The organism is Pseudorhizobium endolithicum, from assembly GCF_902153245.2.
Lineage (GTDB): Bacteria > Pseudomonadota > Alphaproteobacteria > Rhizobiales > Rhizobiaceae > Neorhizobium > Neorhizobium endolithicum.
The window spans coordinates 190,627-203,222 of sequence record NZ_CABFWF030000018.1; the positions used below are offsets into that span (position 1 = coordinate 190,627).

The following is a 12,596-nucleotide window of genomic DNA, read 5'->3' on the forward strand; positions in this document are numbered from 1 at the left end:
CCGGCATGATGTTCGGCGTCGCCTACGGGTGGCGCCGCCCCGGGGGAAGAGCCCTGCATCAACCTCGATGTTTGTATTGTGTACGAGGCCAAAGATGACGGTTTACGAAAGCAGCGCCAATTCGCCGTTTGCACCCGGCGGCCGATCCAGGCCGCGGGCTACCGCGCTCCATCCGCTGCACGAGGCAGCCATGCGGCTGGCGGGTGCGGGCCTTACCAAATCCAAGGACCGAACGCGTGATCTCGTCGCCCTGCTTCTCAGCCACGGCGCCCGCGCGTTGCGGCATTCGCAGCCGGAAGTGAGCATCCATCTTCATGTCGGGGCGCATGCCGGGCGCTCGCCGGTCCGCCTGCGGCTCCGCTGATCTGACTACAGAAGCCCGAGTTCCGCCAGTTCGCGACGCAGGTCCTCGGGCATCGCCGTCAGTTCCTCACCCATTCCCGCGAGGTCGCGCGGCGCTTCCTCCGCCTTCAGATAGCGCCAGCCCTGGAATGGCCGTTTGGGCTGCGGCGCAGTCTCAATTACCTCAGGTCCCAGCACCAGTTCACAGCGGGATATCCCATCCGCACCCGTAATGCAGCGCAGGTCCAGAAGACGTTGGCGTGCCATCACCTGGCCTTTGATCACCCAGTAGAGCGATCCGCCGTCCAGAAGCTCATCGATACGCTTGGGAACCATGCGGGTGGTATGAATGGAGTGCGGTTCCAGCCCGGCGGCAAGGGCAATCATCGAGCGTTCCCCGACCCAATCCTTCAGATCCTGAAGCGAGTCGGCGCCGACGCAGAGTTTTATGAGATGCAGTGACATGCCGTCCTTCAAATCCGAAAGAGGGCGAAGGTCAAGCCGCGACCCGCGTCGAACAGCACTATCGGTCAACACTCCACCACGTTTACGGCGAGGCCGCCGGTGGAAGTCTCCTTGTATTTCTCGCTCATGTCGTTTCCGGTCTGGCGCATTGTTTCGATGCACGCATCCAGCGGCACGAAATGCCTGCCGTCACCTTTGATTGCCAGGGAAGCGGCAGTGACCGCCTTCACCGCGCCCAAAGCATTCCGTTCTATGCAGGGAACCTGTACGAGGCCCGCCACCGGATCGCAGGTCATGCCGAGATGGTGCTCGAGGGCGATCTCCGCGGCATTCTCGATCTGCTCCGGGAAGCCGCCCATCACCGCCGCGAGGCCCGCCGCCGCCATTGCCGCCGCGGATCCGACTTCTCCTTGACAGCCCACTTCCGCTCCGGAGATGGAGGCATTGTGCTTGATGATGCCTCCGATCGCTGCGGCCGTCAGCAGGAAGTCGCGGATATCCTGCTGCGTCGCATCCTCATGGAAATGCAGAAAGTACCGGATGGTCGCGGGTATTACTCCGGCCGCGCCGTTGGTTGGCGCAGTTACGACCCGTCCTCCGGCCGCATTCTCCTCGTTGACAGCCATGGCATAGACGCTCAGCCAGTCGTTGGCGAGCAAGGGGTTGAGGCGGTTGCTTCGCCATTCCTCGTTCAGCTTGTCGTGTACCGCGCGAGCCCGCCGCCGTACATTGAGCCCCCCGGGCATGACGCCATCGACCCTCAGGCCGCGATCGATACAGTTGTTCATGGCCTCCCAGATCCGGTCCAGCCCCGCGTCGAGTTCGCTCGGGGAAAGCCGGATCTCCTCGTTTGCGCGCTTCATTTGGGCGATGCTGAGGCCGGAGCTGCTGGCCATAGCCAGCATTTCCTGCGCCGTACCGAAGGGATAGGGAACACGCGGACCGGAGGACTTGCCCTTCTCGGCACGCATGGCCTGCAGTTCGGTATCGGTCACGACGAAGCCACCGCCGATCGAATAGTAGACGCGCTTCACGAGAAGGCGCCCGTCGGCATCGAAAGCAGAGAAGGTCATGCCGTTGGCATGGCCCGGCAAAGGCTGCTTCTTGTCGAAGATCAGATCGGTCTTCGGCTGGAAAGCGTAAGGCGGATGACCCGGCGGCCTTATAATTCCGCTCCGCTCGACCTCTGCAATGGTCTCGTCCATCCGGTCGGGATCCACCGTATGCGGCTCTTCTCCCGTCAAGCCGAGGATGACCGCCCTGCCCGTCCCATGACCTATGCCGGTGTAGGCCAGCGAGCCATGCAGCGTGACCCGAAGCGAGCCCACCCTGCCCCCCGTGGGACGCGGCCAGTCGTCGGACAGGATCAACTCGAGGAAGCGCGCCGCGGCCGACATCGGTCCCATCGTATGGGAGCTCGACGGGCCGACGCCGATCTTGAAGACGTCGAACACGGAAAGAAACATTTTCACGCGACTCCTGATGCACCGGAGGAGGCTATGTCGGCAGCACCGCCGGATGCGGCGGACGCCCCGACATGTCCTTTGACTATAGCGACACAAGGCCGACAAAACGAAAACAGCGCGGTAGCAATACCACGCCGTTTCAAGAATTCGCTATTTCTAATGGGGTCGGAAAAAGATCAGATGGTACCGAACAGATAGGCGAGCGCCAAAACTCCGGCAAATCCCGCGAGCGCCTTGAAGGTCACGCCCCAGCAGGACTTCTGAATGGTGTCTTCCATAATGACTCCGGTTGATTGTCTGTCGTGCACCGCCATCGGAGACGGTCTGGTAAAGGATATATTAAACCTCCATCCTTCTCGCAACTGCAAAAAGTGGCGGAAGCAAGGCAAAGCCGCATCGCAGCCATTCGCCCATCGCATGACATATCGGTGAAGCACTGCCTGTTCAGGCCCGACAACGGAAGGACGTCATCCGATTTTCGCCGCAAGCGTTAACGGAGCGGGGCTTGCCGCTCATCGGCATGTGAAGCATATCCGCAGGGAACAACCAGCCGGGGATTCGGATGACTATCGCGGATTACGTGGCGCTTGCGCTGTTTGCCTTTCTGTGGCTGGCCTACTCCTGGATCTCCGCCGGAAACGGGGCGCGGTACCTGCCTCGGGCCAGCCTCAACCGGGCGATGGCCGAGCGGCGCCAGCAATGGATCTACAATTCTCTGCAGCGCGACCTGAAGATGATCGACACGCAGATCATGGCCGGGCTGCAGAACGGGACCGCCTTCTTCGCCTCAACATCGATCTTCGCCATCGGCGGCTGTTTCGCCCTCCTGGGAGCGACCGACCAGGTGGATGCCGTCTTCCGCGAATTGCCGTTCGTGGCATATGGCGGCCGGACGGTCTTCGAGCTGAAGGTGGCCGGACTGACCATCATGTTCGGCTTCGCCTTCTTCAAGTTCGGCTGGTCCTATCGGCTCTTCAACTACTGCACGATCCTCTTCGGCGCTTTGCCGATGACGGACCAGGCGCGTCTCAATGCCGAGGAGGCGCGGCGAGCGGCCGATCAGGTCGTGCGGATGAACACCATTGCCGCCAAACATTTCAATGCGGGTCTTCGGACCATTTTTCTCTCGATCGGCTATCTCGGTTGGTTCGTCGGGCCCTATATGTTCATGCTCACGACGGTATTCGTGATATTCGTTCTGACCCGGCGCCAGTTCTTCTCGGAGGCCCGCCGCGCCATCATGGATATTCCGGCTCCGCCGGGATCAGCATGAGAAAGTTCCGCATTGACGCTCGCAGATAACAGCCGGCCCAATACCCCGCGCATCACGCTGATCGACACCTTGCGGGGCGTTGCTCTGCTGGCGATGGCATCCTACCACTTCACCTGGGACCTGGAGTTCTTCGGCTATATCGAGCCCGGCACCGCCACCAGCGGATGGTGGAGGATATACGCCCGCGCGATCGCCAGTTCGTTCCTGTTCCTGGCGGGGGTCAGTCTGGTGCTGGCCCACTATCCCGCCATCCGTTGGCGCTCCTTCTGGAAGCGCTTCACCATGGTTGCGGGGGCCGCCGCCGCTATCAGCATCGCGACATTCTTCGCCATCCCGCAGGAGTGGATCTTCTTCGGCATCCTGCACAGTATCGCAGCGGCAAGCCTGCTTGGGCTCGCCTTCCTGCGCCTGCCACCGCTCGCAACCGGAAGTGCTGCGGCGCTGATCGTCCTGGCGATGATCGTCGATAGCTATCTCGCTCCCGGCTCCCTCCGCTCGCACATCTTCGATCCCAAGGTCGTGAGTTGGACCGGTTTTGCCGCCACCCCGCCGCGCTCCAACGACTTCGTTCCTCTGTTTCCATGGCTGGCAGCGCTGCTCGCGGGCGTTGCGGTGGCGCGTCTGGCGGTGGATCGTGCGTGGCTGTCCTCCCTCAGCCGGGTGCAAACCCGGCCGAACCTGCTATCGCGGGCAGGCCGGCACAGCCTGACAATCTACCTGGTTCACCAGCCGGTACTGATCGCCCTGGTCTATATCTTCTCTCAGATCAGCCCGCCTCCGCAGCCCGATCTGCGGCAGAGCGAGCTGAATTCCTGCCAGGCAGACTGCACCTCGCAAGGAAACGAGAGCGGTTTCTGTTCGAGATTCTGCACCTGCACGGTCGATGAGCTGGCGGCGCAATCGCTGCTCGAACCGCTGCGGGCGGGCGCGATCGATGTGCAGACGGACGATCGTGTTCGGATCCTCGCCGAGGAATGCTCGATCCGGAGCCGTTAAGACGAACCGGTCAGGTACCGACGCCGATCTCCGCCAGACGCGTCAGGCAAGCCTCTTCGGCATTGTCCAACTCCTCCAGCGTCTCGTCGATGTCCTTACGTTTCTGGCGAAGCTCGTCGCGCTTCTCATCGATGCGCTTCATCATCAGCTTCAACTGGCCGAGTTCCCCCGGCGGTTCCTTGTAGACTTTTATGATTTCGCGGATTTCCGCAATCGTGAAGCCGATACGGCGCCCGCGCAGGATTTCCTGAAGAAGCCGGCGATCCGCAGCACGGAACAATCGCGTGCGGCCACGCCGCTCCGGGTGGATGAGCCCTTCATCCTCGTAAAACCGAAGGGTGCGGGTGGAGACGCCAAATTCCCGCGTCAGTTCGGTGATGGTGTAGTATTTATTCACGGCCCGTTCCTGTTCTGGTCGTGAAGACTATTTGACTTTTACGTGCCAGTCAATTTTGGGCGCGTCATTGCGCCGCAAACCACCATGTCGCGAGGCCCAGGAAGGCAAAGAAGCCGATCACATCGGTAACCGCGGTGACGAAGACCGCCGAGGAAACGGCAGGATCGGCACCGACCTTGTCGAGGATCAGCGGAATCATGATCCCGGCGAGCGCCGCTGCAATCATGTTGATCAGCATCGCGACCGCGATGATCCCGCCGATATTGGCGTCCTGGAACCACAATCCGGCCACCGCGCCAATCAGGAGACCGAACAGGAGACCGTTGAGAAGCCCCACCCCCGCCTCGCGCCGGACGACACGGGCCGCGTTATGGATGTCGAGGCTCCTGGTGGCCAATGCCCTCACCGTCACGGTCATCGTCTGGGAGCCTGCATTTCCTCCCATGCCGGCGACAATGGGCATGAGGACGGCCAGGGCAACGATCTTTTCGATCGTGGCGTCGAAGACGCCGATGACGGACGCCGCCACGAAGGCGGTGACGAGATTGACGGCAAGCCAGGGCATGCGCGAGCGGGATGTTTCGGCGAGCGAATCCGACAGCTCCTCGTCTCCGACGCCGCCGAGCCGCATGAAATCCTCCTCCGCCTCCTCCTGGATCACGTCCACGACGTCGTCGATGGTCAGGACGCCGACGAGGCGGCCGTTGTCGTCGACCACAGCCGCCGACAACAAGTCGTACTGCTCAAAGATCTGCGCCGCCTCTTCCTGGTCCATCTCCGCAGGGATCGGATAGTTCGTTTCCCGCATGATGCTTTCGATCCGCACATGACGTTTCGTGCGCAGGATGCGGTCGAGATCGACGATGCCGAGCAGCTTGAAAGTGGGATCGATGACGAAGATCTGCGTGAAGGATTCGGGAAGCTCAGCGTCCTCGCGCATGTAGTCGATCGTCTGGCCGACGGTCCAGAAGGGCGGAACGGCGACAAATTCCGTCTGCATGCGCCGGCCGGCCGACTGTTCCGGATAGTCCAGCGCGCGGCGTAGCCGGACGCGCTCGGTGAACGGCAACTGGGCAAGGATCTCCTCGCGGTCTTCCTTGTCGAGGTCCTCGAGGATGTAGACGGCGTCGTCGGAATCGAGCTCGCCGATCGCCGCTGCGATCTGCTCGTTCGGCATCTGCTCGACGATCTCCAGGCGGATCGCCTCGTCCACCTCGGTGAGCGCGGTCAGGTCGAAGTCGGCTCCGAGGAGCTTGACCAGCGCCAGCCGCTGCTCCGGCTGAATGGCCTCCAGCAGGTCGCCGAGTTCCGATTCGTGCAGTCGGGAGACGTGCTGGCGCAGATAGAGGACGTCACGATCGGCGATGGCCGCACCGACGAGCGCAAGGAATTCGGCGCGCACGGAGCCATCTTCTGCGTAGATGTCCGCGGCAGCCTCTTCACTGCGGATGCGGGCGCGGTTTTCTTCTTCGATGTCGCTCATCTGCCGCCCCTGCATGGCCTCGTGCTTCCATCGAGAATGGCTGCGAGAACCGTATTGTCAACAACCGGATAGACCTGGCGAACAGCCCGCCGCCACGCCCTGCTAAACGAATCGGAAACTTCGGTCCAGCGGATGTCGCCGTCACGGTTGAGGCGCACGGCTGCAGAGCGTATGCCGGAGCTTTCTACACCAGATCCCGGAGTTCCGCATGGCGAAGCTGCCCATCCTCAACTATCCGGACCCGCGCCTTTCACGACCTTGCGCGACGGTCACGGAGTTCGGGCCTGCGCTGCGGCAACTGGCCGACGACCTGCTGGAGACCATGCGGGCCGCCCCCGGTGTCGGCATCACCGCCGGCCATGTCGGCATTCCGCTTCGCGTCGTGGTGCTCGAACTCCTGCCGGACAAGCCGCTCGTCTACGTCAACCCGGTGATCCTCTCCCTCTCGGGAGAAACGAAACGGCGTGTCGAAGGCAGCGTGTCGATGCGGGGGTTCACGGAAGACGTGGAGCGGCCCTGCGCGATCCGCTTCCGCTACCAGGACCTTGCAGGCGGGTCTCACGAGGAAGACGCCACGGACTTCCATGCCATCTGCATCCAGCACGAGGTCGACCAACTGGACGGCATTTTCTGGCTCAAACGGCTTTCCCGGCTGAAGCGGGACCGCCTGATCCGCAAGTGGCAGAAGCAGAACGGCGCCTGAACGTCGAACCATTCCCCCTTCCGGACGTTATGGAAGCGGACAATCGACGGAGGCCTCCCAATGGCGATCAAGCGCAATCCCAACAACACGACCCGCGAGGAAGACTATCGCGACTACGACACCCGCAATATCGACGACGGGTGGCCCTATGCGGATGCAGCGGGTGCCGCGACACGCCCGGTCGGCAACGCCGCCTATGGAGACCCGAACGCCAATTTCGACCGCGAGCGAAACCGGGGATATCATGTGGAGGGTGTCGACGCTGAAGGCTTCGAAGAGCGGACGCCGGACAATGTCCTGCCGGGCACGGACGGCTTCCCGGACTTCGATGACGTCGAGGAGCGGGTGACCGAAGCGCTCGACAATCTGGGCGACTTCCCGATGGAGAGCATCGACGTCCATGCGGAGCGCGGCACCGTCACGATCGAAGGGGTTGTGGACGACAGCGCAACATCCTCGCGAATCACGCGCACGGTCGAGCGGATAAAAGGCGTGCAAACCGTGATCAACAACCTGCGCCAGGCGGGCGTCGACACGCATATCCCGCAGGACGACTGATTATTCCGGCTGCACCGTGACGGTCAGTTCCGGGCTGCGGGCCAGGGTGTTGCTGACGGTGCAGATCCTTTCCGCATGCTCAGCGATCGCACAACGCTGAGCAGTGTCCAGATCTCCTTCAAGAGCGAGCGTAGAGGCGATGCGGAGCACACGGGAGGGTGTTTCGGGCGCCTTTTCGCCAATTACCTGGACCCTGACCATGGTTATCCGGTCGAGGAGACCAAGTTCGCTCGCCGCAATCCGGGCACTGATCGCCAGGCATGTCGCCAGCGAAGCGTAGAGGAGATCGAGCGGGTTGAAGCCGGGATCGGATCCGACCGTGATCGCTTCCATGCTGCCGCCGGTGGGGGTTGTGATCGTCGGACGTCCGGTCGGGCCCAGGACGGCCGTTGCACCGACCGGCCGATGCTTCACCTTCAACGCGGGCATAGCCACTCTCCTCAGGCTACAGAACATCCGGGAGGCCAAGACAACAAAAAACCCGCCGAAGCGGGTTTCTTTGGTGCGGTCGAGAAGACTCGAACTTCCACGGGTTGCCCCACAGCGACCTCAACGCTGCGCGTCTACCAATTCCGCCACGACCGCATCGTGGTAGAGCCGACTTGCGCCGGCGGGGCAGCATGTAGCAAAAGGATCTGGTGGGCACAAGGGCGCCGCGAGAGAATTTTCAGGGATAAAAATCCGACGCGATTAGGTCTATATCAAAGCCCATCCGCTGCTCCTTTCGATCGAGGGGAGTTCTTCAACAAGGCGGACGAGAGGACGTTCTCATGCTGGCCCGCACCGATCTAGACCATGCAATGCATCCCCTGCCCGGATCGCCGCCGGTACGCTGGAGAATCTCCGATCACCTCGTGCCCTATGAAGAGGCCGTAGCCATGATGGAGCGGGAGGTCGCGGCGATCGCTGACGGCAAGGCCGACGAACTCGTCTGGCTGCTCGAACATCCGCCGCTCTATACTGCCGGAACCAGCGCGGACGCCGCCGACCTCATCCAGCCGGATCGCTTTCCGGTCTACTCCACCGGACGCGGCGGCGAATATACCTATCACGGCCCCGGCCAGCGGGTGGCCTATATGATGCTCGACCTCAAGCGCCGGCGGCAGGATGTCAGGACCTATGTCGCCGCCTTGGAAGAACTGGTCATCCGGACGCTCGAATCGATGAACGTGAAGGGAGAACGGCGCGAGGACCGGGTGGGCGTCTGGGTCCGGCGGCCGGAAAAGCCGCCGCTTCCCGACGGCGGCATGGCGGAGGACAAGATCGCCGCTCTGGGAATCAGGCTGCGGCGCTGGGTGAGTTTCCACGGCCTGTCGATCAACGTCGATCCCGACCTGACGCATTTCTCCGGCATCGTTCCCTGCGGCATCAGCGCCTACGGGGTGACCAGCCTTATCGATCTCGGGCTGCCGGTGATGATGACCGATGTAGACACGCGGCTGCGGCAGGCGTTTGAAGAAGTTTTCGGCTCAACCATAACGGAGACGGGCCGGGGTTGACGGTACGCCGTTTCCTCCCAATGTAACACGCCCACCCCCCACCTCCCAGTCCAACGAAAGCTATGCCATGTTCACAACCTCCGCCTATGCCTGCGACGACGGCAGCTCCCCGCTGAAGCTCGCTTCAATCACGCGCCGCGATCCGGGACCGCGCGATGTGGAGATCGAGATCGAGTACTGCGGCGTCTGTCATTCCGACATCCACACCGCCCGCAGCGAGTGGGCAGGGACGATGTATCCTTGCGTGCCCGGACACGAGATCATCGGACGCGTGGCGCGGGTGGGTTCGGACGTCACTGCCTTCAAGACCGGTGAGCGCGTGGGTGCCGGCTGCATCGTCGACAGCTGCCGCCAGTGCGCCAGTTGCGCCGACGGGCTCGAACAGTATTGCGAAAACGGGATGACCGGAACCTACAACTCTCCCGACAAGGCCATGGGAGAAGGCGCGCATACGTTCGGCGGCTATTCAGCCCGCGTCGTGGTCGATGACCGCTATGTCCTGCGCATCCCCGAGGGCCTCGATCCCGCCGCTGCGGCACCGCTGCTCTGTGCCGGCATCACCACCTACTCTCCGCTTCGCCACTGGCAGGCCGGGCCGGGCAAGCGCATCGGCGTCGTCGGGCTGGGCGGTCTCGGCCACATGGCAGTGAAGCTTGCCAACGCCATGGGCGCCACCGTCGTGATGATCACCACGTCACCCTCGAAGGCGGAGGATGCCAAGAAACTCGGTGCGCACGAGGTCATCGTTTCCCGCGAACCCCAGCAGATGAAGAATGCCGCCGGCAGTCTCGACCTGATCATCGACGCGGTTGCCGCCGATCACGACATCAATGCCTATCTGGCGCTCCTGAAGCGCGACGGTGCGCTCGTTCAGGTTGGCGCTCCGGAAAAGCCGCTCTCCGTCCATGCCTTCAGCCTCATCCCCGGTCGCAAGACGTTCGCCGGATCGATGATCGGTGGCATTGCGGAGACGCAGGAAATGCTCGATTTCTGCGCCGAGAAAGGAATTGCCGCCGAAATCGAGATGATCCGCATGGACCAGATCAACGAAGCCTACGAGAGGATGCTGAAGAGCGACGTCCGCTACCGCTTCGTGATCGACATGAAAACCCTGCCCTCGCAAGCAGCCGCGTGAACGGAGGGGCGCTCGGCGCCCCCTCTCCTCTCTCCCAGCCGGCCGAGCGCCCCAGTTCCGGTTTTCCGCCCCATGACTGAGCCAACACGCACCGGAAGCCCGGCATCCGGCATGGTCCTGATGGCGGTGTGCATGGTGATCCTTCCGCTGATGGACGCGATCGCCAAGTATATGGCGACGTTCGAGGCCATGTCACCCGGCCAGGTGACCTTCTACCGCTTCTTCTTCCAGCTCGTCTGCACGCTGCCGCTGCTGTTCGTGCTGGGTGGCTCGGTCCTTCGCGCAAAACGGCCCTGGATGAATCTCCTGCGCGGCGCCCTGCATGCTGCAGCCAGCTTGATGTTCTTCGTGGCGGTAAAATACATGCCGCTCGCGGACGTCTTTGCCATTTATTTTGTCGAGCCCTTCATGCTGACGATGATGTCGGCACTCTTCCTGGGCGAGAAGGTAGGCTGGCGCCGCTGGCTCGCCATCGTCGTCGGCTTCGGCGGCGCCATGATCGTCATCCAGCCAAGCTGGGCGATCTTCGGCTGGACCGCGCTGCTGCCGGTCGCCTGCGCCTTCCTGTTCACGCTCTACCTCTTCCTCAACCGCGCAATCGGCGAGGCCGATTCGCCGCTTACCATGCAGACCATCGCCGGCGTCGGCGGCACGCTCCTCATGGGGGCTGCACTGGTGGCCGGCACTGCGGCAGGAGCCGAAGAGTTCGAGATGTCCCTCCCCGCCTCATGGCTCGGACTGGTACTCCTCGTCCTGCTCGGTTCGATCTCCGGCTATATGCACCTCCTCGTGGTCAAGGCCTTCCGGATGGCGCCGATCTCCCTGCTCGCACCTTTCCAGTATTTCGAGATCATTTCGGCGACCGTGCTCGGCTATGCCCTGTTCGGCGACTTCCCCACCCCGTCAAAATGGGTCGGCATTCTCATCATCGTAGCCTCCGGCCTGTTCATAATCTGGCGCGAGCGTGTCAGAGCGAGACGTGCAGCGTGATTTGAGGAAACTTCCTCAGCGCGCGTTAAGATCCATCCTTGGCAGTCCGTCAACGGGTGAGCGCCTATAGTGCTCCCTCAGTTTCATGATGAGACGGAGATGAAAGATGAGCGATCTTCGCTTCTCTTTCCCGGCATGTGTCATCGCCGGGAAGGGTCGGATCACGCCCGACGACGTCCTGCACTTGCGCCGCCAGCTCTGGCCCGACGGATTGGGCAGCCGGCAAGAGGTTGCAATGGCGCTTGCACTGCACGACTGCTGCCCCGTTTCCTGCCCCGAATGGACGGGCTACCTCATCGAGTCGGTCACCGCATACGTGGTCTGGCACGAATCCCGTTCCGGAGAAGTATCCGGGTCAACGGCCGGCTGGCTTCTCGAATGGCTGGCGGACGCGGGCGCGATCCGGACTTCCGCCGGACTGGACATCCTGCTGCACGTGCTGGACGTCGCCACCTCCGTGCCGAATTTCCTCTCGACGACGGCACTCAATCAACTGAGACTGGCTCTGCTGCCGGAGCCCCGGGGCGCCTATGCCGGACGACGCAGCGGCGCGGCGGGAATCACGAAGCAAGACCTTGCCTTCCTCTGGCGGGTGCTGCGCAGCGCCGTCGATCGCGGCCACCTCAACCTTTCCCGCGCCGAACGCCTCATCCTCAAGGAGATCGATCGGCTCGGTGCACCTGCCGAGCATCATCCCGGCTGGCGGGAGATGATGAGCCTGACGGAGATGGTCGCGCAGGATCGCTCCCTCAGCACCGCCGCATGCCGCCTTTCACGGGGTGCAGAGGGGGCCGCTTTGCCGCGTGATCGCGCACGGAATCCCCAGGCAGCGGCAATGGCACCCGATCGTGATCTCGAACCATCCCTCTTGGCGTCGGCAGGCGCTTGAGCCGCCCTCTGCGGCATGCGACAGTCGTGCGGATTCGGAAATGAAGGAGAAGAACCATGGACGTTCGCGCCGCCGTTGCCGTTCAAGCCGGCAAGCCGCTTGAGATCATGACCGTTCAGCTCGAGGGGCCGCGGGCGGGTGAGGTGCTGGTGGAGGTGAAGGCGACGGGCATCTGCCACACGGACGATTTCACGCTCTCCGGCGCCGACCCGGAAGGCCTGTTTCCCGCCATTCTCGGGCACGAGGGCGCCGGCATCGTGGTCGATGTCGGGCCGGGCGTCACGTCGGTGAAGAAGGGGGACCACGTCATCCCGCTCTACACGCCCGAGTGTCGGGAATGCCCCTCCTGCCTGTCGCGCAAGACCAATCTCTGCACGGCCATCCGTTCGACACAGGGCCA

General features: G+C 62.8%; 15 protein-coding genes and 1 tRNA gene. 10 read left to right on the forward strand and 6 right to left on the reverse strand.

Features of this window, described 5'->3' with window-relative positions; all coding sequences use genetic code 11:
- The first annotated feature begins 94 nt into the window (after positions 1-94).
- Positions 95-364, forward strand: coding sequence for a hypothetical protein (locus RTCK_RS19530; RefSeq protein WP_142520727.1), 270 nt, complete (start codon positions 95-97; stop codon positions 362-364).
- 5 nt (positions 365-369) lie between these two features.
- Here RTCK_RS19530 and RTCK_RS19535 read toward each other — a convergent pair whose 3' ends face one another.
- Both RTCK_RS19535 and RTCK_RS19540 read right to left on the reverse strand, forming a co-directional pair.
- The gene (locus RTCK_RS19535) at positions 370-807 is read right to left on the reverse strand and encodes a DUF1489 family protein (RefSeq protein ID WP_142594065.1); all 438 of its coding nucleotides are present in this window, start codon (positions 805-807) and stop codon (positions 370-372) included.
- A gap of 65 nt (positions 808-872) precedes the next feature.
- On the reverse strand, positions 873-2,273 hold the full coding sequence (locus RTCK_RS19540) for an L-serine ammonia-lyase (protein ID WP_142520729.1): 1,401 nt from the start codon (positions 2,271-2,273) through the stop codon (positions 873-875).
- 562 nt (positions 2,274-2,835) lie between these two features.
- Between RTCK_RS19540 and RTCK_RS19545 the strand changes: the two genes are divergently transcribed.
- Positions 2,836-3,546 carry a DUF599 domain-containing protein gene (locus RTCK_RS19545; RefSeq protein WP_142520730.1) on the forward strand — a complete coding sequence of 237 codons (711 nt, stop codon included), beginning with the start codon at positions 2,836-2,838 and terminating at the stop codon, positions 3,544-3,546.
- A 12-nt stretch (positions 3,547-3,558) separates the two neighbouring features.
- On the forward strand, positions 3,559-4,542 hold the full coding sequence (locus RTCK_RS19550; protein ID WP_142594067.1) for a heparan-alpha-glucosaminide N-acetyltransferase: 984 nt from the start codon (positions 3,559-3,561) through the stop codon (positions 4,540-4,542).
- Between the two features lie 10 nt (positions 4,543-4,552).
- Here the strand turns inward: RTCK_RS19550 and RTCK_RS19555 are convergent, their stop codons facing one another.
- Together RTCK_RS19555 and mgtE are read right to left on the reverse strand one after the other, a co-directional pair.
- The gene (locus RTCK_RS19555; protein ID WP_142520732.1) at positions 4,553-4,939 is read right to left on the reverse strand and encodes a MerR family transcriptional regulator; all 387 of its coding nucleotides are present in this window, start codon (positions 4,937-4,939) and stop codon (positions 4,553-4,555) included.
- A gap of 64 nt (positions 4,940-5,003) precedes the next feature.
- Positions 5,004-6,422: a magnesium transporter gene (gene mgtE, locus RTCK_RS19560; protein WP_142520733.1), complete on the reverse strand. Its 1,419-nt coding sequence runs from the start codon at positions 6,420-6,422 to the stop codon at positions 5,004-5,006.
- A gap of 208 nt (positions 6,423-6,630) precedes the next feature.
- Here mgtE and RTCK_RS19565 point away from each other — a divergent pair, with 208 nt between their 5' ends.
- Together RTCK_RS19565 and RTCK_RS19570 are read left to right on the forward strand one after the other, a co-directional pair.
- Entirely contained in the window at positions 6,631-7,125 is a 495-nt protein-coding gene (locus RTCK_RS19565; protein WP_142520734.1) for a peptide deformylase, read from the forward strand.
- Positions 7,126-7,185: 60 nt separating this feature from the next.
- Positions 7,186-7,683: a BON domain-containing protein gene (locus RTCK_RS19570; protein WP_142594069.1), complete on the forward strand. Its 498-nt coding sequence runs from the start codon at positions 7,186-7,188 to the stop codon at positions 7,681-7,683.
- Here the strand turns inward: RTCK_RS19570 and RTCK_RS19575 are convergent, their stop codons facing one another.
- Together RTCK_RS19575 and RTCK_RS19580 are read right to left on the reverse strand one after the other, a co-directional pair.
- A complete protein-coding gene (locus RTCK_RS19575; RefSeq protein ID WP_142594070.1) occupies positions 7,684-8,112 on the reverse strand; it encodes an OsmC family protein in 429 nt (142 codons plus the stop codon). It abuts the gene before it with no gap.
- A gap of 71 nt (positions 8,113-8,183) precedes the next feature.
- Positions 8,184-8,268, reverse strand: a tRNA-Leu gene (locus RTCK_RS19580).
- 185 nt (positions 8,269-8,453) lie between these two features.
- On the opposite strand from RTCK_RS19580, the gene lipB reads away from it, so the two are divergent.
- The 5 genes from lipB to RTCK_RS19605 all read left to right on the forward strand — a co-directional run.
- The gene (gene lipB / locus RTCK_RS19585) at positions 8,454-9,182 is read left to right on the forward strand and encodes a lipoyl(octanoyl) transferase LipB (protein WP_142594072.1); all 729 of its coding nucleotides are present in this window, start codon (positions 8,454-8,456) and stop codon (positions 9,180-9,182) included.
- A gap of 67 nt (positions 9,183-9,249) precedes the next feature.
- Positions 9,250-10,317, forward strand: coding sequence for an NAD(P)-dependent alcohol dehydrogenase (locus RTCK_RS19590; protein ID WP_142594074.1), 1,068 nt, complete (start codon positions 9,250-9,252; stop codon positions 10,315-10,317).
- Between the two features lie 72 nt (positions 10,318-10,389).
- Complete coding sequence (locus RTCK_RS19595; protein WP_142520739.1) at positions 10,390-11,307, forward strand: DMT family transporter; 918 nt, start codon at positions 10,390-10,392, stop codon at positions 11,305-11,307.
- A 106-nt stretch (positions 11,308-11,413) separates the two neighbouring features.
- On the forward strand, positions 11,414-12,196 hold the full coding sequence (locus RTCK_RS19600) for a hypothetical protein (RefSeq protein ID WP_142594075.1): 783 nt from the start codon (positions 11,414-11,416) through the stop codon (positions 12,194-12,196).
- Positions 12,197-12,252: 56 nt separating this feature from the next.
- Positions 12,253-12,596 (forward strand): alcohol dehydrogenase catalytic domain-containing protein (locus tag RTCK_RS19605; RefSeq protein WP_185928068.1); only part of this gene is annotated, 344 nt, incomplete at its 3' end.